17 protein-coding genes are annotated in these 23,166 nt (G+C 73.9%); 9 read left to right on the top strand and 8 right to left on the bottom strand.

What is annotated here, in order from left to right; genetic code table 11:
- The first annotated feature begins 52 nt into the window (after positions 1 to 52).
- Complete coding sequence (locus tag ACIPUC_RS09420; protein WP_446588033.1) at positions 53 to 1,348, top strand: MFS transporter; 1,296 nt, start codon at positions 53 to 55, stop codon at positions 1,346 to 1,348.
- 74 nt (positions 1,349 to 1,422) lie between these two features.
- On the top strand, positions 1,423 to 2,169 hold the full coding sequence (locus ACIPUC_RS09415) for a peptidoglycan-binding domain-containing protein (protein WP_446588031.1): 747 nt from the start codon (positions 1,423 to 1,425) through the stop codon (positions 2,167 to 2,169).
- Positions 2,170 to 2,177: 8 nt separating this feature from the next.
- Here the strand turns inward: ACIPUC_RS09415 and ACIPUC_RS09410 are convergent, their stop codons facing one another.
- On the bottom strand, positions 2,178 to 2,921 hold the full coding sequence (locus ACIPUC_RS09410) for an SDR family NAD(P)-dependent oxidoreductase (RefSeq protein ID WP_446588029.1): 744 nt from the start codon (positions 2,919 to 2,921) through the stop codon (positions 2,178 to 2,180).
- Between the two features lie 155 nt (positions 2,922 to 3,076).
- Between ACIPUC_RS09410 and ACIPUC_RS09405 the strand changes: the two genes are divergently transcribed.
- Together ACIPUC_RS09405 and fabV are read left to right on the top strand one after the other, a co-directional pair.
- Positions 3,077 to 4,153, top strand: coding sequence for an RNA ligase (ATP) (locus ACIPUC_RS09405; RefSeq protein WP_446588027.1), 1,077 nt, complete (start codon positions 3,077 to 3,079; stop codon positions 4,151 to 4,153).
- Positions 4,154 to 5,104: 951 nt separating this feature from the next.
- Positions 5,105 to 6,310: an enoyl-[acyl-carrier-protein] reductase FabV gene (gene fabV / locus ACIPUC_RS09400; protein WP_446588025.1), complete on the top strand. Its 1,206-nt coding sequence runs from the start codon at positions 5,105 to 5,107 to the stop codon at positions 6,308 to 6,310.
- Between the two features lie 64 nt (positions 6,311 to 6,374).
- On the opposite strand, the gene ACIPUC_RS09395 is transcribed toward fabV, so the two are convergent.
- Positions 6,375 to 7,685 (bottom strand): ROK family transcriptional regulator, encoded by a 1,311-nt coding sequence (locus tag ACIPUC_RS09395; RefSeq protein WP_446588023.1) that lies wholly within the window; start codon positions 7,683 to 7,685, stop codon positions 6,375 to 6,377.
- A gap of 156 nt (positions 7,686 to 7,841) precedes the next feature.
- Here ACIPUC_RS09395 and ACIPUC_RS09390 point away from each other — a divergent pair, with 156 nt between their 5' ends.
- The 5 genes from ACIPUC_RS09390 to ACIPUC_RS09370 all read left to right on the top strand — a co-directional run bounded on the left by ACIPUC_RS09390 (position 7,842) and on the right by ACIPUC_RS09370 (position 13,467).
- Entirely contained in the window at positions 7,842 to 9,164 is a 1,323-nt protein-coding gene (locus ACIPUC_RS09390) for an ABC transporter substrate-binding protein (protein ID WP_446588021.1), read from the top strand.
- Positions 9,165 to 9,174: 10 nt separating this feature from the next.
- On the top strand, positions 9,175 to 10,176 hold the full coding sequence (locus tag ACIPUC_RS09385) for a carbohydrate ABC transporter permease (RefSeq protein ID WP_446588019.1): 1,002 nt from the start codon (positions 9,175 to 9,177) through the stop codon (positions 10,174 to 10,176).
- Positions 10,166 to 11,035, top strand: coding sequence for a carbohydrate ABC transporter permease (locus ACIPUC_RS09380; RefSeq protein ID WP_446588017.1), 870 nt, complete (start codon positions 10,166 to 10,168; stop codon positions 11,033 to 11,035). Before ACIPUC_RS09385 ends, ACIPUC_RS09380 begins: the two co-directional genes overlap by 11 nt.
- Positions 11,032 to 12,414, top strand: coding sequence for a GH1 family beta-glucosidase (locus ACIPUC_RS09375; protein WP_446588015.1), 1,383 nt, complete (start codon positions 11,032 to 11,034; stop codon positions 12,412 to 12,414). Before ACIPUC_RS09380 ends, ACIPUC_RS09375 begins: the two co-directional genes overlap by 4 nt.
- Positions 12,415 to 12,549: 135 nt before the next feature.
- Positions 12,550 to 13,467, top strand: a complete 918-nt coding sequence (locus ACIPUC_RS09370; protein ID WP_446588902.1) for an NADP-dependent oxidoreductase — start codon at positions 12,550 to 12,552, stop codon at positions 13,465 to 13,467.
- Positions 13,468 to 13,564: 97 nt separating this feature from the next.
- Here the strand turns inward: ACIPUC_RS09370 and ACIPUC_RS09365 are convergent, their stop codons facing one another.
- The 6 genes from ACIPUC_RS09365 to ACIPUC_RS09340 form a co-directional block, all read right to left on the bottom strand.
- The gene (locus ACIPUC_RS09365; RefSeq protein ID WP_446588013.1) at positions 13,565 to 15,721 is read right to left on the bottom strand and encodes a discoidin domain-containing protein; all 2,157 of its coding nucleotides are present in this window, start codon (positions 15,719 to 15,721) and stop codon (positions 13,565 to 13,567) included.
- Positions 15,722 to 16,031: 310 nt separating this feature from the next.
- Positions 16,032 to 18,926: a poly(A) polymerase gene (locus tag ACIPUC_RS09360; protein WP_446588012.1), complete on the bottom strand. Its 2,895-nt coding sequence runs from the start codon at positions 18,924 to 18,926 to the stop codon at positions 16,032 to 16,034.
- A complete protein-coding gene (locus tag ACIPUC_RS09355; protein ID WP_446588010.1) occupies positions 18,926 to 20,689 on the bottom strand; it encodes an RNA ligase family protein in 1,764 nt (587 codons plus the stop codon). The genes ACIPUC_RS09360 and ACIPUC_RS09355 overlap by 1 nt, the downstream gene beginning before the upstream one ends.
- Positions 20,690 to 20,954: 265 nt before the next feature.
- Positions 20,955 to 21,395, bottom strand: coding sequence for a hypothetical protein (locus ACIPUC_RS09350; protein WP_446588008.1), 441 nt, complete (start codon positions 21,393 to 21,395; stop codon positions 20,955 to 20,957).
- Between the two features lie 150 nt (positions 21,396 to 21,545).
- Positions 21,546 to 22,778, bottom strand: a complete 1,233-nt coding sequence (locus tag ACIPUC_RS09345; protein ID WP_446588006.1) for a DUF418 domain-containing protein — start codon at positions 22,776 to 22,778, stop codon at positions 21,546 to 21,548.
- Positions 22,775 to 23,140 (bottom strand): hypothetical protein, encoded by a 366-nt coding sequence (locus ACIPUC_RS09340; protein ID WP_446588005.1) that lies wholly within the window; start codon positions 23,138 to 23,140, stop codon positions 22,775 to 22,777. Before ACIPUC_RS09340 ends, ACIPUC_RS09345 begins: the two co-directional genes overlap by 4 nt.
- Positions 23,141 to 23,166: the final 26 nt, after the last annotated feature.

Raw genomic sequence — 23,166 nt, 5'->3', positions numbered from 1 at the left:
GCCCCGCACCGCCGAGTCCTGCCCGCCGACCAGCCCGTACGGAGACCGATCCATGACCTCAGCCGCCGCGCCCGGCAGCCCCGCGTCGAACCCCGATCACGAGAGGGGGCCCCGCCCGCCCTCTGACGTCCGGCCGCCCGGCGGCGGGCCCGCCTGGAAGGGCTGGGCGGCCGTCGTCGCCGTCGCGCTCGGGATCTTCGGCCTGATCACCTCCGAGCTGCTGCCCGTCGGCCTCCTCACCCCCGTCGGGGCCGACCTCGGCGTCTCCGCCGACCTCGGCGTCTCCGCCGGGACCGCGGGGCTGATGGTCACCGTGCCCGGGCTGGTCGCCGGGTTCTGCGCGCCCCTCGTCACCGTCGGCGCCGGCCGGCTCGACCGGCGGCTCGTCCTCTGCGTGCTCATCGCCCTCATGGCCGCCGCCAACCTCGCCGCCGCCCTCGCACCGACCTTCGCCGTCGTCCTCGCGGCCCGCGTGCTCGTGGGCGTCAGCGTCGGTGGGTTCTGGGCCATCGCGGGCGGGCTCGCCGTACGGCTCGTCCCCCGGCGCCACGTCGGCCGTGCCACCGCACTCGTCTTCGGCGGCGTGCCCACCGCCTCCGTGCTCGGCGTACCCGCCGGGACCCTGCTCGGCGAACTCGGCGGCTGGCGCACCGCCTTCGCGGCCGTCGGCGCCCTCGGCCTCGTCACCCTGGCCGCACTGCTCCTGCTGCTCCCCCCGCTGCCGCCGACCGGGCACGTCACCTTCGCCCGGCTCCCCGACCTGCTCCGCTCGAACCGCGGGGTCCGCGCCGGGGTCGTCGTCACCTTCCTCGTGGTGACCGGGCAGTTCGCCGCCTACACCTTCGTACGGCCCGTCCTCCAGGACGTCTCCGGCATCGGCGCCCAGTACGTGAGCACCCTCCTCCTCGGGTACGGCGTCGCAGGGGTGGCCGGCAACTTCCTGGCCGGGGCCCGCGGAGCGCACCGTACGCTGCTCACGGTCAGCGCCTGCCTCACCGTGATCCTCGCGTTGATCGCCGTCCTCCCGGGAGCCGCCGCCGGGACCGCGCTGCTGCTCGCCTGGGGGCTCGCGTACGGCGGCGTCTCGGTGAGCCTGCAGCGCTGGATGCTCACCTCCGCCCCGGCCTCGGCCGAAGCCGCCACCTCGCTCATGGTCGCCACGTTCAACCTGGCCATAGCGGCGGGCGCGTTGCTCGGGGGCCTCGCGGTCGACGGCATCTCCGCCCCCGCCGCCCCGCTCGGCGGAGCCGCCCTGATGCTGCTGGCCGCGGGCACCGTCTGGACCACGTCGATCCGCAGACGGTCCGGCAGAACGGATGGACAAGGGCAGACCGGACACCAGGCTTGACCTGGCCCGTCGTGGAGGGCGAGAGTGCGCCGACCGTGAACCACCGCTCGAGCAGCGCTTCGGAGAGGCCTCAGATGTCCCAGCCGGGCAGACACCACGCCCACGCCTCCGATGAGAGCGCGGGCGGCCCCGACGACCATCTGCTCGTACGCCCGTACGTCGCCTCCTCGGGCGGGCCCTCCCGGTCGACCGCGACACCCGCCTGGCCGCAGTCGGGTCCGTTCCCGTTCCCGGGCCCGTCCCCCCGCACCGCCCCCGCCGCCTCGGCTGCTCCGGCCCCCGCTCCCCGCGGGGCGGGCCGGCGCGGCGGCGGCCGGGCGGCGGCCGTGGGCAGCCTGCTCGCGCTCGCCGCGGCCGGCGGGGTCGTCCTCCTGCTGACCGGCTCCGACGAGGACCCGCCGCCCCGCTCCGGGCGGCCGCCCGAGCTGTCCGTACCGGTGCTCCCGGCGCGCAGCCCGGGTGCGGGCGAGCCCGGTCCCGACGCCTCCGCACGCTCCGGCGCGCCCTCGGCCAAGGCCTCGGGATCCGCCTCGCCGACAGCGTCCGCTCCGGCCGCCGGGCAGAGCACGAAGCCGCCCGCGCCGAGTACCCCGGCCGCGCGGCTGTCGGTCCCCGCGGCAACGCTGCGCATGGGGGACCGGGGGCCCGAGGTGCGGGCCCTGCAGGAACTGCTCTACGGGCAGGGGTTCACGTACGTCTCGGTCACCGGCGTGTACGACGGCCAGACCAAGCGCGGTGTCAGCCAGCTCCAGCGCGACCGGGACATCAAGGGCGACCCGGCGGGCGTCTACGGCCCGGCCACGCAGGCCGCGCTCGGCTGACGGCCGCCTCAGCGGCCGCCGGAGACCCGCAGGACGGCTCCCGTCGTGTACGAGGACTCGGGGGACAGCAGCCAGGCGATCGCCCCGGCGACCTCCGCGGGCTGCCCGGGCCGGCCGAGCGGGATCCCGGCCGCGGCCCGGGCCGGGCGGTCGGGGTCGCCCATCGCCGCGTGCATGCCGGTCTCGATGATGCCCGGCGCAACGGCGTTGACCCGGATGCCGTCCGGGCCGAGCTCCTTGGAGAGCCCGATGGTCAGCGCGTCGGTGGCGGCCTTGGTCGCGGCGTAGTGCACGTAGTCGCCCGGGCTGCCGAGGGTGGCGGCCGCCGAGGAGACGTTCACGATCGCTCCGCCGCCGGCCTGTGCCATGTCCCGGGCCGCCCGGCGGCAGCACAGCAGGTACCCGAGGAGGTTGACCTCGACGACCCGCCGCAGATCCTCGGTGCGGGCATCGGCGAGCCGGCCCAGGGGACCGGTCACCCCGGCGTTGTTGACGAGCCCCGTCACCGTGCCGAGTCCGGCGCAGGCGAGGTCGAAGAGGCGCTCGACGCCGCACTCCTGCGAGGTGTCCGCGCGTACGGTCACACAGCGGGCACCGGCGGCCCGGACCCGCTCGGCGACGGCCTCCGCGGCCGCCGCGTCGTGCGCGTAGCCCAGGGCCAGGTCGTGCCCGTCGGCCGCCAGCCGCAGGCAGGTCGCGGCGCCGATGCCCCTGCTGCCGCCGGTGACGACGGTGACCGGACGAGGTGACATGGCGGGCTCCTGGATGCCGAAGGGGCGTTCGGGGGCGAGGATACGCCAGCCGCCGAAAGACCCCCTTAGCACCCCGAAAACCGCTGGACCAGCGGAAATGGTGGCGGCGAGAGTAGCGGTCACCACGACATCCGCATGTCCGAGGGGGACCTTCCATGTCGACTTTGCGCGTCACCGCCGAAGAGCTGACCGTCCATGAGCATCCCAACGCCGACGCGTTGGAGCTGGCCCAGGTGGGCCTCTACCGAGCCGTGGTCGCCAAGGGCGCCTACCGCACCGGTGAGTTCGCCCTCTACATACCCGAGCAGGCGGTCCTGCCCGCCGGGTTGATCGAGGAGCTCGGCCTGACCGGCCGGCTCGCCGGAAGCTCCGCCGACCGCGTCAAGGCGGTCCGGCTGCGCGGGGAACTCTCGCAGGGGCTGGTGTGCCGGCCGCGTGCGCTCGCCGGCGTCGACCTGGTGCAGGCGGCCGAGGAGGGCACGGACTTCGCGGAGCTGCTCGGCATCACCAAATGGGCGCCGCCCGTCCCGACCACGATGAGCGGCGACGTCGAGTCGGCCCCGGAGCTGATGCCGTGGGTGGACATCGAGAACCTCCAGCGCTATCCGCACATCTTCGAGCCCGGCGAGCCCGTCGTCCTCACCGAGAAACTGCACGGCACCGCCTGCCTGTTCACGTACGTGGCCCAGGACGAGCGGGTGCTGGTCTCCTCGAAGGGCTTCGGCGCGAAGGGGCTCGCGCTGACGGAGGACGAGCGCAACGTGTACTGGCGGGCCGTACGCGGCCACGGCGTACCGGCGGTCGCGGCCGGGCTGGCCGCGCGGCTCGGCGCGTCGCGGGTCGGGATCTTCGGCGAGGTGTACGGGGCGGGCGTCCAGGACCTGGCGTACGGGACCGACGTGCGCACCGCCGACACGCCGCCGGGGTACGCGGTCTTCGACGTGTCCGCGGAGATCGACGGGCAGGTGCGGTGGCTGGACCCGGCGGTGGTGCTGGCGGACGGCGAACTGCCGGTGGTGCCGCGGCTGTACGAGGGTCCGTACGAGCTCGGCAGGGTGCTGGAAGTGGCCAGTGGACGGGAGACGGTGTCCGGGCGGGGCCTGCACCTGCGCGAGGGGGTCGTCATCCGCCCGGCGACGGAGCGCTACAGCCCGGTCGTGGGCGGCCGCGCGATAGCCAAGGCGGTCAGCCCGGCGTACCTGACCCGCAAGGGCGGCACGGAGTACGAGTGATCCCTCGGCCACCGGCGTGTGGGGTGCGGGGGCGCGGGGCCCGGTGCGGAGCCCCGGCTACCGGGGCTGGGGGAGACCCGGCGGTGGCCGGGGCATGGAACGGGCGGCCACCGGCAGTCATATTCAGCCGTTGACCTCGTGGTGGCGTGGATTCTCTTGCACACCAGGATGCTCGCTCCTAGTTTTCCGGGCGTCATGCCGACGGAGGGGAACACGATGCGCAAGCGAGTCATGGCAGTTGCCGCAGCGGCAGTCACGGCTATCGGCATATGGGCGGCACCTGGAGCTCAGGCCCACTCGATGAGGTATGAGTGGAATCCCGGATGCGGCCCCATCGGGGTGTCGATGTGCGGGTACTCAACGGTGAGTTCTGATCACCGGACGGTGTCCGCCTGTGACACCTACGCCGATGGTGTGGGCTTCAAGACCCAGTACGTACGCTCGGACGGGGCGTCGGGCTACGTGGGCGACGGAAACGGCTCGTCCTCTGGTTGTGGAAGCCAGACGACCCCGTCCGGGATGTACATCGACAGGTTCCGGCCGTGCAGGGACTACGGGAGCTACGTCGTCTGCCTCGACAGGTGGGCTTACGTGAGCTGACGAGGCGTGGACACGGCTCGGCTGCCGGCCCGAGAACCCGTAGCCCTCCCCAACACCGGTACCCGCCCCGGGGCGACGCCGTCCAAGTCCACCTGTCCCGAACCGGGGCGCTTCACCGTCCACGCGGGCCCCACCGGCGACCTGCCCCTGCGTCCCCGGCTGGATCCCGCGGGACGGCACTCGGGTGTCGCCGGCTGCCCCGCCGGAGTAGTGGGAACCCTCCAAGCCCGGCTGGACATCGTTGTGCCGGTCAAGATCATCGCGTTCGTCCGCACGGCCGCAGACTGGCAGGACGGGGTGGCCGGGCGGCCGCCGCGTCCTTGTCCGTGACGACACCTGGGGCACCACACCGTGAGCGAACGCGCCATTGCGCCCAAGAGCCGGGGCTTCTTGTTCCTCGACTCCCACCCCGGCGGCTGCCGACAGCTGGTGGACGAGATGTGGCGGGCCGTCCCCGCCCCGGTCACCGCCGGGGGCGAGGGGCCGGTGGCCCTGGTCATCGGCTCCTCCGCCGGGTACGGCCTGGCCGCTACGATCGCCGGCCTGGCCCGTGTCGGTATCCGCGGCATCGGCGTGTGCTTCGAGAAGGCGCCCGCGCGGCGCACCGGCACGGCCGGCTGGTATCGCACCGCCGCCACCGCCCGGCTCGCCCGACAGCACGGGCGGGACATGGTCTTCCTCAATGGCGATGCGTTCAGCGACACGGTGAAGGAGCAGGTTGCCGACCTCCTCGCCGAGCGGTTCGGGGGACGGCTCGACTTCCTGATCTACTCGGTGGCCGCGCCCCGCCGCACCGACCCGGACACCGGCAGCGTGTACGCCTCGGTCCTCAAGCCGATCGGTTCGCCGTACACCACCAAGACCCTCGTCTTCGACGAGTACGGTGCCCCGGAGGTGAAGGAGGTCACCACCGCGCCGGCCGAGGGCGACGACATCGAGCAGACCGTGGCGGTGATGGGCGGCACCGACTGGGAACGGTGGATCACGTTCCTGGCCGACCGGTCCCTGCTCGCCGACGGCTTCACCACCGCCGCCCTGTCCTACATGGGCTCGCCGCTCACCGCGGCGATCTACCGGCAGGGCACCATCGGCGCCGCGAAGTCCCACCTGGAAGCCACCGCGCGCACCTTGGACGAGCGCCTCGGCAAGACCCTGGGCGGCCGGGCCGTGACCTCGGTCAACGCCGCAGCCGTCACCCAGTCCTCCACCGCCATCCCCGGCATCGCCCTGTACGCAGGGCTGCTGCGCGGCGTGCTCGGCGACGCCATGGTGGCCCCGGTCGGCCAACTGGTGGAGCTGTGGGACCAGCTGACCGGCGCCCGCCCCCTCGACCTCGACGACGAGGGCCGGGTCCGCCTCGACACCTGGGAACTCGACCCCGCCGTGCAGAACGCCGTCGCCGAACGCTGGAGCACCGCCACCAGCGAGACCATCACCGAACTCGCCGACCTCGACTGGTTCAGCGACGAAGTCCGCCGCCTCTACGGCTTCTCCGTCCCGGGTGTCGACTACACCGCCTCCGTCGAAACCGACGTCCCCTGGCCCACTCTCGGGTGAGGACCCCGCGTGCGGCAGTGAGTCCCGTCCGGAGTCCCGTCCGGAGTCCCGTCCGGAGTCCCGTCTAGAGGCCGGCCTTGCGGACCTCCAGGGCCGTGCGCCAGCCCGGGGGTTCGGTCCGGGGTTCGGGGGTCGCGCGGCGGCCGCCCGCCGCGAAGAAGGCGGACAGGGGGAGGGTGGCGGCGCCGACCGTGACCGCGTCGGGGCCCAGGGAGCCCAGGCCGACGGTGACCCGGCCCGCCGGGTGGCGCAGGGCGTACCGGGTCGCGTGCTCGCGCACCGCCGGGAGGATGTGGGGGCCCAGCATCAGGCCCGCCCAGCCGCCGATCAGGATGCGCTCCGGCTGGAACAGGTTGATCAGGTCCGACAGCCCCGCGCCCAGGTACTCCGCGGTCTCCTCCAGGACCCCGCGCGCCACCGGATCCCCCGAGCCGGCCGCCGCCAGCAGGGCCGAGAGGGCCTCCTCCTCGTCCACGGAGTCCACCGGGCGCCCGCCCGCGACGCCGCCCCGTTCCGCCCAGCACGCCAGCAGGGCCTCGGCCCCCGTGTACGCCTCCAGGCAGCCCAGCGCCCCGCACCGGCAGCGCCGGCCGCGCACGGACACCGTCAGATGGCCCCACTCCAGCGGGGTTCCCTCCGTCGTCCCGCCCTCCGGCGAGCCGTCGGTGATCAGGCTCGCGCCGACCCCCGAGCCGAAGAGCACGACGACCGCCTCCCGGGCCCCGCGCCCAGCCCCGAACCACATCTCCGCCTGGCCGAGCGTCCGCGCGCCGTTGTCGATGATGTACGGGACCTCCTCGGGCAGGGCTCCGGTGGCGCGCAGCAGCTGCTCCAGCGGCACCGCGTCCCAGCCGATGGTCTGGCCGTGCACCACCGCCCCGCCCGGCGCGTCGCGGTCCACGATGCCCGGCACCCCGACGCCCACCCCCAGCAGCTGCTCCGTACCGACCCCGGCCTCGGCGAGCACGGTGGCGATCCCGTGCCGGATGTGGTCGACGATGGGGCCGACGTCGTAGCAGCCGCGCGGCAGCAACGGTGTCTCGGTGCGGGCCAGTTCGGTCAGCGCCAGGTCGAACAGCTCGACGCGGACCCGGGTTTCGCCGACGTCGACGCCGATCATGTGGGCGCTGCCGGGTGCGACCCGCAGCAGGGTGCGGGGCCGTCCGCCGTCGGAGTCGACGATCCCGGCCTCCTCCAGCAGTCCGTCCGCGACGAGTTCGCCGACGACGTTGCTGACGGAGCCGGAACTCAGTCCGGTGGCCGGCCCGAGTTCCTGCCGGCTCATCGGCCCGCCGAAGTACAGCCGTTGGAGGACGGCGCTCCGGTTCCCCCGCCGCAGGTCCCGCACCGTTCGTCCGCTACGCCCCGTGGTCATCCGGCCCCTTCCGCAGTGACATCGCTCGCAACATACCCTTGCGCGACCCCTTGACGCGACCCTTTCACGGGGCTTAACTCACGTCCTGAATTAAGGCTGGGCGAAGCACCCCGCGTCGGCCTTTCCCCCGACCACGCCGAAAGGGACCGAGCCGCCATGCGCAGAACCAGAGCCGCTGCCTCCGCCGCTGTCGCAGTCTCCCTCCTCGCCACCGCCGCCACCGCCTGCGGCGGCGGATCCGCGGACACCGGGGGCGGGACCAACACGGCGCCCAAGGAGCTCACTTACTGGGCCTCCAACCAGGGGCCCGACATCGCGGCGGACCAGGCGACGCTCGGCCCGGAGCTGAAGAAGTTCGAGCAGCAGACCGGCATCAAGGTCAAGCTCGAGGTCGTCCCCTGGTCGGACCTACTCAACCGGATCCTCGCCGCCACCGCCTCCGGACAGGGCCCCGACGTCCTCAACATCGGCAACACCTGGTCCTCCTCGCTCCAGGCCACCGGAGCCCTGCTCGCCTGGGACGCGAAGAACTTCGAGGCGATCGGCGGCAAGGACCGCTTCGTCGAGTCCGCCATCGGCTCGGCCGGCGCCGCCGGCAAGGACCCGGCCGCCGTCCCGCTCTACTCGATGTCGTACGCGCTCTACTACAACAAGAAGATGTTCCGGGAGGCGGGCATCGACAAGCCCCCCGCCACCTGGGACGACCTCGTCGCCATCGGCCGGCGGCTCTCCAAGGACGGCAAGTGGGCCCTGGGCGCGGAGGGGGCGAACCCCTCCAACAACATCCACCAGGCCTTCGTCCTCTCCAAGCAGCACGGAGCCGAGTTCTTCGACGCCGCGGGCAAGCCCGCCTTCGACACCCCCGCCAACGTCGAGGCCGTCAAGCAGTACGTCGACCTGATGGCCGAGGACAAGCTCATCTCGCCCGGCAACGCCGAGTACGACAAGAACCAGTCCCTCCAGGACTTCGCCAACGGCAAGACCGCCATGGTCCTGTGGCAGAACGCCGCCGGCAGCTTCAAGGCCCACGGGATGAAGGAGGGCGACTGGGGCGTCGCACCCGTCCCGGTCCCGGCCGGCGGCACCCCCGGCACCGGCAGGAACACCAACTCCATGGTCGCCGGCATCAACCTGGCCGTCTTCAAGAACACCGACAACATCGACGGCGCCCTGAAGTTCGTGAAGTTCATGACCAGCGACGAGGAGCAGAAGCTCCTCAACAAGGCCTACGGCTCCATCCCGCCGGTCAAGGCCGCCCAGACCGACCCGTCCTTCGCCACCGAGGACCTCACCGTGCTCCGCACCACCCTCGCCACCAGCGCCGCCCCGCTCCCGCAGGTCCCCGAGGAGTCCCAGTTCGAGACCGCCGTCGGCACCGCGATCAAGGAGCTCTTCGCCGACGCCGCCGCAGGCCGCCCGGTGACCGCCGAGTTGGTCAAGGCGAAGCTCACCAAGGCCCAGCAGCAGATGCCGAACTGAGCCGCGCCCGATGACCTCCGCCCCCGCCCTCACCCCACCCGGCACCGGGGCAGGACCGGCACGCCGGGCCGCGGCCCGCCCGCCCCGCCGCCCCGGCCGCCTGCGGCGCGCCGCCCTGCCCTACCTCCTGCTGCTGCCCGCCCTGCTCCTCGAACTGCTCATCCACCTCGTCCCGATGGCGATGGGCATCCTCATGAGCTTCCGCGAGCTCACCCAGTTCTTCATCCGGGACTGGTCCCGCGCCCCCTGGACGGGCTTCGACAACTACGCACTCGCCGTCGACGTCAACCGGCCCGTCGGCGAGGCCCTCCTCGGCTCCTTCCTCACCACCTGCCTGTTCACGCTGCTCTCCGTCGGCCTGTGCTGGCTGCTCGGCACCGCCGCCGCCGTGTTCATGCAGGAGACCTTCCGCGGCCGCGGCCTCCTGCGCGCCCTGTTCCTCGTCCCGTACGCCCTGCCCGTCTACGCGGCCGTCATCACCTGGGCGTTCATGTTCCAGCGGGACAACGGCCTGGTGAACCACGTCCTCCACGACCAGCTCGGTCTCGGCGGCGCCGAGCACACCTTCTGGCTGCTGGGCGACAACAGCTTCTGGGCGCTGCTGACCGTGTCCGTCTGGAAGGGCTGGCCGTTCGCCTTCCTCATCGTGATGGCCGCCCTGCAGAACATCCCGAAGGACCTGTACGAGGCGGCCGCGCTGGACGGGGCCGGGGTCTGGCAGCAGATCCGCCGGATCACCCTGCCCTCGGTCGGCGCGGTCAACCAGGTGCTGGTCCTGGTGCTGTTCCTGTGGACCTTCAACGACTTCAACACGCCGTTCGTGCTGTTCGGCAGGTCGGCACCCGAGGCAGCCGACCTGATCTCCCTCCACATCTACCAGTCGAGCTTCGTCACCTGGAACTTCGGCACCGGATCGGCCATGTCCGTCCTCCTGCTGCTCTTCCTCCTGCTGGTCACCGCCGGCTACCTGCTCCTCACCACCCGCGGCCGGAGGGACGCCGATGCCCGCTAGCCCCCGCGTCCGCAGCCCACTCGACCCGCCGCGCTCCTTCCGGGTGCTGCGGGCCGTGTTCCTGACCCTGCTCTCCGGCTTCGTGCTGCTGCCCGTCTACGTGATGGCCACCAGCTCGCTCAAGCCCCTCCAGGACGTCGCGGGCCGGTTCCGGTGGATCCCCTCCGGGCTCACCGTCCGGCCCTACGCCGACATCTGGCACACCGTCCCGCTCGCCGAGTACTTCGTGAACTCCCTGATCGTGGCGGGCGCCGCCACCGTCTGCTCCGTGGGCATCGCCGTCTTCGCCGCGTACGCCGTCAGCCGCTACCGCTTCCGCGGCAAGCGCCTGTTCACGGTGACCGTGCTCTCCACCCAGATGTTCCCGGGGATCCTGTTCCTGCTCCCGCTGTTCCTGATCTTCGTGAACATCGGCAACAGCACCGGGGTCGCGCTCTACGGATCCCGCGGCGGCCTCATCCTCACCTACCTCACCTTCTCGCTCCCCTTCTCCATCTGGATGCTCATCGGGTACTTCGACTCGGTGCCCCGCGACCTCGACGAGGCGGCCACCGTCGACGGCTGCGGCCCGATCGGCGCGCTCTTCCGGGTCGTGATCCCGGCAGCCGTCCCGGGCATCGTCGCGGTCGCCGTGTACGCCTTCATGACCGCCTGGGGCGAGGTGCTCTTCGCCTCCGTCATGACGAACGACACCACCCGCACGCTCGCCGTCGGACTGCAGGGCTACTCCACGCAGAACGACGTGTACTGGAACCAGATCATGGCCGCCTCGCTCGTCGTCAGCATCCCCGTCGTCGCCGGTTTCCTGCTGCTGCAGAAGTACCTGGTGGCCGGACTCACGGCAGGAGCCGTCAAATGACCCTTTCCGAAAGCCCTCCCGTGACCGACGCGCACGCCGTCGACCTCGACGCGCTCCCCGCCGACTTCGCCTGGGGCACCGCCACCTCCGCCTACCAGATCGAGGGCGCGGCCCGGCAGGACGGCCGCGGCCCCTCCATCTGGGACACCTTCTCCCGCGTCCCCGGCGCCGTCGACGGCGGCCACACCGGCGACACGGCCTGCGACCACTACCACCGCTGGCCGGACGACGTCGCCCTGATGCGGCAGCTCGGCACCAACGCCTACCGGCTCTCCGTCGCCTGGCCCCGTGTCCTGCCCGGCGGCGACGGCCCCGTCAACGACAAGGGCCTCGACTTCTACGACCGGCTGGCCGACGGACTGCTCGCGGCCGGCATCGAGCCCAACGTCACCCTCTACCACTGGGACCTGCCCCAGGCGCTCCAGGACCGCGGCGGCTGGCCCGAGCGCGCCACCGCCGAGCACTTCGCCGCGTACGCCGGCCTCGTGGCCGAACGCCTCGGCGACCGCGTCACCCAGTGGGCCACCCTCAACGAGCCGCTGTGCTCGGCCTGGATCGGCCACCTGGAGGGCCGGATGGCCCCCGGCCGGACCGATCTCACCGCCGCCGTCCGCGCCTCCTACCACCTGCTGCTCGGCCACGGCCTCGCCGCCCAGGCCGTCCGCGCCGCCCGCCCCGCCGCCCGCATCGGCATCGTCAACAACCTCTCCACCGTCGAGCCCGCCACCGGCAGCGACGCCGACCGGGCCGCCGCCCGGCGCATGGACGGACACGTCAACCGCTGGTGGCTCGACCCCGTCCACGGCCGCGGCTTCCCCGCCGACATGCGCGAGGTCTACGGCGTCGACCTGCCCGAACGCCCCGGCGACCTCGCCGCCATCGCCGCCCCCCTGGACTGGATCGGCCTCAACTACTACTTCCCGCAGGTCGTCACCGCCGACCCGGCCGGCCCCGCGCCCTTCGCCCGCCAGATCGACCGGCCCGGCGTCCCGCGCACCGGCATGGACTGGGAGGTCGACGCCGACGGCCTGGAAACACTGATCATGCGCCTGTACGAGGAGTACGGGGACCAGCGCATCCACATCACCGAGAACGGCTCCTCGTACCCCGACACCGTCACCCCCGACGGCCGCGTCCACGACCCCGAACGGGCCGCCTACCTGACCTCCCACCTGGCCGCCTGCGCCCGTGCGGCCCGCCGCGGCGCACCCGTGGCCGGCTACTACGCCTGGTCGCTGCTGGACAACTTCGAATGGGCCTACGGCTACGACAAGCGCTTCGGCCTGGTCCACGTCGACTACGCCACCCAGCGCCGCACGGTGAAGACGAGCGGCCGCCGCTACGCCGAGATCATCGCCGCGCACCGCTCCGCCCGCTGACGGCCCGTCCGCCGCGGCCTCGCCGCACCGCGCCCGCCCCGCTTCTCGGGCCGGGCGCGGCGCGCGTGGTGGGATGGCACCGGGGCGGGTCCAGCAGCTCACGGAGAGGTCGGGTACATGCCGCAGGACAACACCATGCGAGGGATGGCGTACGAGACGTACGGTGGAACGGAGGTGCTGCGGGAGACCCGGCTCCCGGTACCGAAGTTCGGCCCGGGCGAAATCCTCGTCCGGGTGAAGTACGCCTCGGTCAACCCGGTGGACTGGAAGATCATGGGCGGCGGGCTCGATGCACTGATGGACGTCGTCTATCCCGTGGTGCCCTGCTGGGACGTCTCCGGCACCGTCGAGCGGGTCGGGATCGACGCCCCAGAGTTCGCCGAGGGCGACCAGGTCATGGCCTACGCCCGCAAGGACTACGTGCACGGCGGGACCTGCGCCGAGTTCGTCACCGTGCCCGTACGGGCCCTCGCGCGCAAGCCGGCCTCGCTCGGGTGGGCCGAGGCGGCCGCCCTCCCGCTCGCCGGACTCACCGCCTACCAGGTGCTGAACCGGCTCGGCACCGGCAAGGGCGACACCGTCCTCATCCACGGAGCCGCGGGCGGCGTCGGCTCCTTCGGCGTGCAGATCGCCCGCGCCCTGGGGGCCCGGGTCATCGGCACCGCCTCCCCGCGCAACCACGACCGCGTGCGCGAACTCGGCGCCGAGCCCGTCGAGTACGGGGACGGGCTCGCCGAGCGGGTCCTCGACCTCGTCCCCGACGGCGCGACCGTCATCGCCGACTTCGTCGGCGGTGTCCTCGACGTCACCCGCCGGGTGCTGCACGACGACGGCCGGCACGCCTCCATCGCCGACCCCACCGTGACCGGCTCGGGCGGCGAGTGGATGTGGGTGCGCCCGGTCGGCAGCGACCTGGCCGAGCTGAGCCGGCTCGCCGAGGCCGGGCAGCTCACCGTGCCCGTCGCGCGGACCTTCCCGCTGGCCGAGCTGGCGGCGGCCTTCGAGCTCAGCCAGGGCGGACACACGGCGGGCAAGATCGTCATCGAGGTCTGAGCGCCGGGACCGGGCACGACCCGTACGTACGCGGCCTCGGCCCAAACGACGCGGGACGGCCGCCGGGCCGCCCCGCGCAGCCGGGGGTCAGGGTGGTTCAGGGGAACGAGACCACGGTGGAGGGGACGGTCGAGGTGCCCGACGTGGGGGCGCCGATGTCGTTGATGACGTGCTCGTACTGGCCGTTGCCGCCCAGCGAGACGACGAGGAGGCCGTGGAACCTCACCCCTGGCTTCACCGGCGCCTGGAACCCGTGGTCCTGACGGATCGTCGGATCCACGTTGTAGTAGCAGTAGCTGCCCAACCCCCAGCCCTCGTGGGTGCCGACGGAGTCGGCCACCTTGTAGGCCGCGTAGCCCTTGACCGGGCCGTTCTGGATGGCGGCCTGGTTGGGGGCGTCGTACGCCTTCTCGTTCTGGAAGAAGATCGTGCGCCCGCGCTCCCCGTTCCACTCCACGTCGTACTTGTTGAAGTGCTCGACGAACAGCCCGGTGGCCAGGACGTCGTCGCCGTTCACCCGGAACCCGTAGTCGGAGCGGTTGGTCTCCCAGCCCACCCCGTCGCCGTGGTCGGCCCGCCAGATCCAGGTGTGGTCGACGATCGTGTCGTGGTTGTTGACCACCATGCCGAGCGTGGCCTTGCCCGCGCCCGCGCCGCCGACGCGGATGAACACGTCCTGCACGGTGGTCGGGTTCGCCGCGTGGTCCGCCGAGGCGCCGGCCGGGCCGACCTCCAGCAGGCTGGGCGAGTTGACGGTGCCCGCGTCGATCAGGAATCCGGCGAGCCGTACGCCGTCCACGTCGGCGACCTTCATCGCGGTCACCCCGTTGTCCGGGACGATCGTGGCGAGGCCCAGGCCCAGCACGACGGTGTCCGGGCGGTTGACCTGGATGGTCTGGTTCACGTGGTAGACGCCGGGGGTGAACAGCAGGTGCAGGCCCTGCGCCAGTGCCGCGTTGATCGTCGCCGCGCTCGCGCCCGGCTTGGCCACGTAGAACCGGCTGAGCGGGATCGAACTGCCCTGCGGCGCCCCGTTGCCCCACGAGGTGCCGCGGGCGTTCGTGCGCTTGGCCGGGACGAACACCTTGTAGTCGCTGCCGTCCAGGTACAGGAAGGGCTTCTCCCGGGAGACGGGCGTGGTGTCCAGGGTGGTGTAGGGCGGGTTCGGGAACGACTGCGCCGGCGCGCCCTGGGTCCCGGAGAACACCTGGTTCCACACCGCGTTGGACCAGCCGCCGATCGAGCTGTCACGGGTGTACCACTGCTGCTGCGAGTAGTTGCCGACCTGGCCGTCGACCTTGGAGTCGGCGATGTAGCCGCCGGAGGCCCAGCCGTAGCCGTTGGGCGCCAGGTTCAGGCCGCCCTTGACGTGCATCCGGCGGAAGGGCGCCGCCTGGGAGACCGCCCAGCGGTTGGTACCGCTCACCGGGTTCAGCGCCAGGTTCTCGGCCGAACGCCAGAAGTTCTGGGTGGCGTTGCCGCCGAACCAGCCGGCGTCGACGGTGATGTCACCGTTGATGGTGGTGTCGTCGGGGCTGAGGCCGAGCCCGGAGACCGAGGTGTAGAAGCCGATCTGGGCGTTGAGGCCGTTGTACGTGCCCGGCTTGAACAGGAACTGGTAGCGGCCGGAGCCGAACTGCGCCGACTCCTGGCGGCGGAAGACCTCGTCCAGCGTGGACTGGATGTTAGGGGTGGACGGGTCGAAGACGATCACGTTCGGACCGAGGTCACCGCCGCCGGGGATGACCGGGTCGGTGCCGGTGGTGCCGTAGACCTGGAACTCCCAGAGCGAATACCCGTATCCGGTGGTGCGCTGGGTCCCGTACACGCGGACGTGGCGGGCGGTGCCGGTGATGTCGTGGGTGACCGTGCCGCCGGTGCCCGTGGTGGTCGAGTGGGCGGTGGACCAGGTGGTGCCGTCCGTGGACAGTTCGATCCGGTAGGCCTTGGCGGCCGCGGCCTCCCAGCGCAGCACGACCTGGCTCAGTCGGGCCGGGGCGCCGAGGTCGACCTGGATCCACTGGGGGTCGGCGAACTGGCTCGACCAGCGGGTGCCGTTGTCGCCGTCGACGGCCGCGCCGGCCGGTGTCCCGGCGCCCTCCACGCTGGAGGCGGTGGCGGGCTTGCCCTGCGAGAGCAGGACGGGCGCCGCCCGCGCGGCGGCGCCCGGCAGCAGGACGAGGAGGGCCGCGACCAGAGCGGCGGCGAGCGCCGCGGCCGTGATCCGCGGCGGGCGTTCGGAGAGGAGGGGCATGCGGGGTGCTCCTGACGTCATGGATCCGGGGGGATCGAAGCGTGAGTGAACTGCCCGCCGAGAGGGCCGTCAAGGGTTTCTGCGTTCATGAACTGAAGACCAGACGGCACGTCAATGGGGCATCAGGCCCCTGAACTCGGAGTTTCTTCAATCCTTGTGAAAAGCATTGACGAAAAAAAGCCCGTGCGGCTCTACTGAGAGGGCGTGAGGGTCTGACCGCTCCACCCGCCGTCCGCTGCACAGCGGGGCGGAGCCCGGTCCGAATTCGGGAAGTGTCCCCTCGGGGAGGCGGGTTGCTGCCATGTGTTCGTTACTCGTCGACGGCCCGGTGCAGATCCGGCACCTCACCGCAGGCCGCCCAGGAGACCTCCACACCCGCGAGGCCGCGCGACCACGGCGCCGTGACGGCGGCCAGGCGCGCCGCGTCCGGCGGGGCCGCGCCCAGCCCGATCGCGTACCGGGCGAGGCCGGGGCCCGTCGAGAACGGCCTCGGCCAGGCGTGCGCGTCGGCGCAGCCCGCCTCGTCCAGCGCGCCCAGCAGCGCCCGCACCCGGCCGCGCATCCGCCCCAGGGCCGCGTCGAACTCCCGCTCCGCGGACGTCCGTACGGTCACCACCGCCCAGGCGGCGTGCCGCCGGTGCAGCGGCGGGGCGGCCGCCACCGCGTCGAAGGCCGCGGGATCCGAGTCCAGCAGTTCCCAGGCCCGGTACAGCTCCCGCCCGAGCAGGTCGCGCAGCCCGGGGCCCACCTGGACCGTGCAGCTGCGGACCGGCTGGGAGGGGGTGAGGACGGTCACCGGGTCCGGCCCGGGCGGTGCGGGCGGCGGAGGGGAGCCGAGGCCCACCGGGTCGCGCCAGTCCCAGGCCGCCCAGGTCCCGAAGAACTCCAGCAGCAGGGCGTCCGGGGACAGGCCGGGGGCCGTGCGGACCGTGCGCGCCGCCAGTACCGCCCAGGCCAGCCCCGGCAGCCCGCCGAACGGCGCCGAGTCCAGCCCCCGGGCCCGGGCCCACGCCTTGACCTGCCGCGCCAGCCGGGCGAAGGCGGCATGGTCGGCCCCCGCGAAGCCCCGTACCGCATCGGCGTCGCTCACCGCGCTCAGCGCGACCGCGGCCCGCTCGCCCAGTTCCGCCCGGCGCGCCACCGCCCGCGCGGGGTCCAGCGCGCCGGTGGGCACGACCGCCAGGTCCACGTCCAGTCCGGCCGCGCTCAGCCGCAGCCCCGGCACCCGTGCGCCCGTCACCTCGCGCATCCGCACCGCCTCCGGCAGCGCCGCCGCGACCCGCTCCCGTACCTCCGCGATGTCCGCGCGGCCCGGCACGGCCGCCACCAGGTCCAGGTCCGCTCCCGGCAGGGCGCAGCCCATGCGGCGGGATCCCGCCTCCCACACCGTCCCGTCGCCCAGTGCCTCCGCGATCCGGGCGGTGACCGAGGCGGCCGGGCCGTGGGGATCGACGGCATGCGGTTCGGCCGCGTGCGGTTCGGCTCCGTCCGGATGCGGGCACGCGGGCTCCGGCAGCCACCGGACCCGGCCCGTCCTCAGCTCCACGACCGCCCGCGTCCGCATCGGCCCGTCCCCGCGCCGCGACAGCACCGCCAGCTCCCCGACCCGCGCCGGCACTCCGGCGCCAAGGCGCGCGGCGAACTCGGCGACCGCCCGCTGCGGATCACTGCTTTGCCCCAGCGCCAGGTGCGGGGTGTAGCCCTCGGCCCGCTCCCGGCAGCCCGGGAACCGCCGTAGCAGTGCCTGCCGCAGCTCCTGCCACGGCGCCTCACCGGCCGCCGCCGGATCCAGCCAGAGGGTCGCGTCCTCCCGGTGCCCGAAACTGTGCACCCCTTCCAGCCGCGCGGTGAACGCCGGTGTCCGCGCCGCCACTTCGGCCAGCAGCGGCACGGCCTCCTCGAACGAGGACTCGGGTACGAAGCCGAAGAGCAGGTTGACGTGCGCGGGCCAGCGGCCGGCCTGCGGGTCGTGCTCCCGCCGCACCGCGTGCGCCGCCTCCGGAAGGCGGGGCGGCAGCCAGGCCACCGCCGTGCGCGCCGTCGCCCTCGCGTCGAGCCGCGCCGCGGGCCCGGCGGCCCCGAACTCCACCGTGGCCTCCACTCCGTAGTGGTCCGAGATGAACAGCCCGTCCGGGCCGGGTACGGCGCCGCGCAGCGCCGCCCGGGTCACCCGCGCCGGCCCGGCCGCCCGCAGCAGGATCCGGTCCAGCCGCCCCGCCCGTCCCGACAGCGAGCCCACGGCGGCCAGCGGATTGGCCACCGGATCGAAGGTGGGCGTCGCGTCCGCCGCCCCGTGTACGTCGCTCCACGCGTCCCGCATGCCCAGCGCGGCGGCCGGTCCCTCGGCCCCCGAGCCGCTGTCGTTGAAATCGCCGAGCAGCGCCACGGATGCTTCCACCGTGCTCAACCCCTCGGCCAGCCGGGCCAGTTCGGCCTGGCGGTGCACGTCCCCGTTGTCAGTGTGATCGCTGGTCAGGTGGGTGGCGGCGACGACGAGGGGGCCGGCCGCGGTGTCCACCGTCACGGCGGTGACCGCCTTGTGCGGGCCGAACGCGTGCAGCCCCGCCTCCCGCACCGGCAGCCGGCTCAGCACCAGCAGTCCGCACTCGGCGACGTCCCGGCCGCCCGGATCCGTGCCGAGCGTGTACCCGGCCCGTACCCAGTCCGCGGCCAGCAGCATCCGGAGCAGCTCCGGTTCGGCCTCCTGAAGCGCGATGACATCGGCGTCGGCGGCCTCCAGGTCGGCCAGCAGCAGCGGCCTGCGCCGCGCGGTGGCGATCCGCGGGCCGTCGTACCGGTCCCAGAGGGTGTTCCAGGTCAGCAGCCGCACCGCGCCGGGGGCCCCGGCCCCGCTGCCGCCCGGGGCAGGAGCCTGCACCGGCCGCCAGGCGCCGCCGTCCGCCGGATCCCAGGCGTGCGGGGTCCGGGCGGTGAAGAACGGCGCCCGCAGCAGGCGCGGGTCGCGCACCCGCCCGGCGGCGGTGGCGTCGATCCGGTCCACCCCCGTGGCCCGGTCCCACACCAGCTCGCCGTCCGCCTCGACGAACAGCACACGGTGCCAGGGGATGTCGCCGCCGGGCACGAACGACGGCAGCGGTACGCGCTTCGGGGCGGCTCCCCGCTGGAGCAGCCCGAGGACGAACCGGGCGGGATCGAACCGCGGGTCCCAGCGGACTTGGTGGTAGAGCTGCTCACTGGTGCGCATCACAGCTCCCCGCCCTGCGGCGCGGCCAGGGTGCCGGCCGTGTCCTCGACGGTCCCGCCCGCGCCGATGTACCACGTCCGGTGCGCCTGACCGGGATACGGCGGGCTGAACCGGTGCAGCTGCGACTCCAGCACGTGCGTCGGCACCGGATGCGGGCGCACGCCGTTGCGCCGCCTCAGCTCCTCCTCGTCGACCAGCGCGACGGCATGGGTGACCAGCGCGTCGTGGCGGCGGGCGACCGAGCCGGCCAGTCCGCGCTGCCGGTCGGTGAGCGAGGTGGCGTCCCACACGACCGTGCCCCCGCGGGCCAGAGCGGCCTCGAGCCGGTCGAGGCCCTCGCTCAGCACCTCCGCGTTCGCCCGCTGGTCCGCGCGGGAGCCCCGGGCGGTACGCAGGTCGTCGAGACCGATGTACGCGTCCACGCCGGGCAGGGCGCGGCCGAAGGTGCTCTTGCCGCTGCCGGAGGGACCGCACAGCTGCACCAGTCGAGGAAACGTTCCCTCGCGCCATCGCCAGGTCGCCGCCACCGCCTCCTCCGCCGTGGCGATCCGGCCCTGCGCGAAGGCCCGCCGCGCCTCGGCCCAGCAGCGGTCGCCCGCGTCCGGTCCGAGCGAGGCCAGCGGCTCCCGCAGCTCCGTGCGCAGGGCGCCGAGCGGGTCCGGGCCGAGCAGCCCCGCCTCCTCGGCGCACAGTGCGGACCACTCCACGGATTCGCGGGCCTGGGCGTCCCCGGCCGTCGCGGCGGCGAGTGCGTGCAGCACTCCCGGATCGGCCGCGGCGGCCATCCGCACCAGCCCGGCCCGCCGCTCCGCGTCGGGGAACGGCCGCTGGAGATACGGGTACAGCCCGACCAGGTCCGACACCCGGCGCGCGAGCCCCATCCCGAGCGGACCCGCCGCGAGCCGCGCCGCGATCCGGGCCCGCGGCGCACGGTGCAGTACGGCGGCCAGGACTCCGGCCAGCCGGTCCTCGCCGGTCCGCCCTAACTCGTCGATCCGGGCGGTGGCGTCGGCGCGTACGACGGCTTCGGCGGCCTCGTCGGTCCCGCCGGCCCAGGACGCACCCGCCACTCCGGCCGCGGCCAGCAGCTCCGCCGCAGCGGCCCCGGCCCCCGACCGGACCGCCCACAACGGGGCCGCCGGACCGAGGCCGTTGGGCACCACCGGGGCGAACATCCAGTGCGTACCCGTCTGCACGTGCCCGCCGCGCACCCACTTGGCCACGCGCCGCCCGAAGTCCGCGTACCCGAAGCCGTCGACCGTCCTCACGACGTAACCCTCTTGCCGCGTGGTGTCGAGCTTCAGCCTGCGCAGCGCACGCTCGTCGAAGGTGCCCCGCCACAGCACGCGCGGCGTGGGCACGCCGAGCCCCCGCAGGAACCGCACGGTCCCGTCCCAGTCCAGGCAGCGCTCCCCGTCCCACACCGAGAATCCGTAGAACCAGCTGTCGAGGTCCTCGTACGCGAGCGAATGCCGGGCGTACAGGTTCTCCCCGCACACCCGCCGGCCGTCCGGGATGCGCGCGGCGATCCGGCCCTGGAGGCCCTTGACCCATGCCCGGGAGGGGTGGTGCGCGGAGTCGAGCGACCGCGCGTGCAGGCCGTCCGCGTACAGGGTGGTGTTCTCCCCGTCGAGCTTCTCGGTCACCACGACCTCCCGCCCGGCCAGCCCCGCGAACGCCCCCGGCCCGCCCACCCGCACATCGTCCGCGGCCGCGCCGGGCGACCAGGGCAGATGGGGCGTACGGGGGTAGTGCGTGCGCATGATCCGCTCCTGCTCGACGACGTGGTGCCCGTCACTCTAGGTATCCGGCGCGGCCTCCTCCATCGAATAACCGGGCCGGGCCTAGGTCGTCTCTTTCGGATCTTGCTCCCCCAGCTACCGCTGGGAGGTGCCCCCGGTTAAGCCCGCGTCGTCCGGTGCCGTGCCTCGGCGCGCTGCCGGGGCTCCCGCGTACCGGACGTACTTGGGTGCTCCGGCAGTGCGGCGAGGTGCGGTGCCGGGCGGCGCAGGTTCCGCGGGAGACGGCCTAGTGGCACAGGGCCACGATGGAGGGGGACACCGTGCCGCGGGCCGCCTCGCACAGCTGGGCCATGTCGAGCGTGCGCTGCGGTGCGGCGGGTCTGGCCGCGGGCTGTGCCGCAGGGCGCTTGCGGGGCTTGGCGGGTGCGGCGGGGCGGTGCGGGCGGGCGGGGTGTACGGGGCGTGCGGGCTTGGCGGCCCGGGGTGGGCGCGCGGGGGGCTCGCGGCGTGCCACCGCCGGTGCCGGGGCGGGTGGTGGTGCGGGCTCCGGGGTGGCCGGGAGGTGGCCTAACGGCCAGGCGGCCGGGGCCGGTTGGCGCGGTTCCGGGTGGACCGCCGCAGGGCGCGGAGGCGGAGTGTCCGGCTGAGCGGCAGGACGTACCGTCACGCATCCGGTGGCCATGGTGAGCGAGGCGAGGAGCAGGGTCAGGGCACGGCGCAGTTGCATCCGCCCACCCTGCCGCACCGCCCCGGCCGAAGCCGCCCCCGTCACCCGTACGGGTGCGTTTCAGCGGCGGCCCGGGCGGCCTGGCTCCACGGGTCGCCGGCAGAGCGCGCGGTGTCCAGGCCCCCGGGGATCTTGCCGACCCGCGCGCGGTCACGGGGTGGAGTGCGGCGGGGGCAGTCCAGGTCCCCGGCCGCGGGGCCGGGTCGCCAGGCGGAGGGCGTGTTCCAGGGGGCCTCGGCGGAGGGGGCTGTCGGCGTAGGCGCGTTGCCAGGCCCAGGTCAGGGTGAGGGCGGCGGCGCTGAAGGCGAGCCAGGCGGACCAGGACGCGGCGCCGTGGGCCGGCCCGGCCAGGACCAGGGCGTGGACCACGTACGCGCTCAGTGCCATGGCGCCCAGCACCGTGAACGGCCGCAGCAGGCGGGCGCCCAGCCGGTGCCGGGCGGCGAGGGCGCACAGGCCGATGAGGGCGCAGCCCACGCCCGCGTTGCCGAGGGTCTCGGGCGGCGTCTGGCTGTACGGGTCGGCCACGAGGAGCCAGTCCCAGGAGGTGCTGGGCACGGCGCCGTACTGTCCGCGCAGCACCTCGCGCACCGGGTCGGCGGCGGACAGGGCCTCCGGGTGGTGGACGGCGATCGCCGCCAGGAGCCGCTCCCGGGCGCCGAACACATGGGTGGCGAGCCAGGCGCAGCCGTAGCCCGCCGCGGCCGCGGCCGTGCCCCATACCGCCATGCGCAGTGCCGTCGTCCGTTCCCGCACGTCGCACAGGCGGGCCAGCGCCATCCCGACCAGGACGTACGGGAGGTAGGTGGCCAGCGGATACGCGCCGGTGAGCAGCAGCTCGCAGAGCGCCGTCCCCAGCCCGGCCCAGCTGGTGAGGTCTGCGGCCTCGGGAACCCGGCCCCGGCCGGCGGCCTCGTACCCGAACACCGGCCCCAGCAGGAAGGACAGCAGCGGGCCCGCCACCACCGAGATGCCCGCGACGGCCGTGAGCACCGGGGTGGAGAGCCGGCTCAAGGGTTCGGCCGCGAGGAAGTAGACGGCGAAGAAGGCCAGGATGACCAGGATCCCGGGCCACATCGAGGCCAGGAACACGCCGAGCACGGCCAGGACGGCGCAGCGGATCAGCAGCGGACGGTAGCGCCCGGCCCAACCGGCGGGCCGCGCCGCCGGGTCGAGCCCGCGCTGGGCGAGGACCAGGGAGAAACCGGCGAGGAGGGTGAAGAGCGCCGGGGCGCGTCCGTCGGCCGCGACGATCACGTAGCCGGCGCCTTCGGGCCGGGGGCTGGGGCCGACGTGTACGGCGAACATGCCGAGGACGGCGAGGCCGCGGACGGCGTCGACTCCGGCCAGCCGGACGGAACCGGCCTTCCCCGGGCCGCTCACGCGGTGCACGTCACGCTGTCGCACGGCGTGTACCGGGTCTTCATCGTCTCCAGGGAGAGGCCGAGCGCTGCGGGGCCGGCCTGTTCCGTGCGCTCGCCGATCCGCAGCCCGACGGGGGCCGCGGCGGCCGGGCCGAGCTCCCGGTCCAGTGTCCGGCCGGCCTCGGCCCGGCTCATCCCGCCGATGCCGACCCCGCGGACCGCCGTGCCCGGGGCGATCTCCTCGCCGGCCAGGAGCAGCCCCGCGACGTACGGCCCGCCGAAGCCGAGGACCGCGGGGCCGCCCGCAACGCCGACGGATCCTGGCACGTTCCACCGGGTGCCGGTGTCCGTACGGGTGTCCGTCCGGGTGGCGCGTCGCATGAAGGGGTCTCCTCGGTCCGGTCCGG

The organism is Streptomyces sp. LARHCF249 (genome assembly GCF_052871255.1).
The sequence above is the reverse complement of the archived record's forward strand: the minus strand, read 5'-3'. Positions and strand labels throughout refer to the sequence as shown.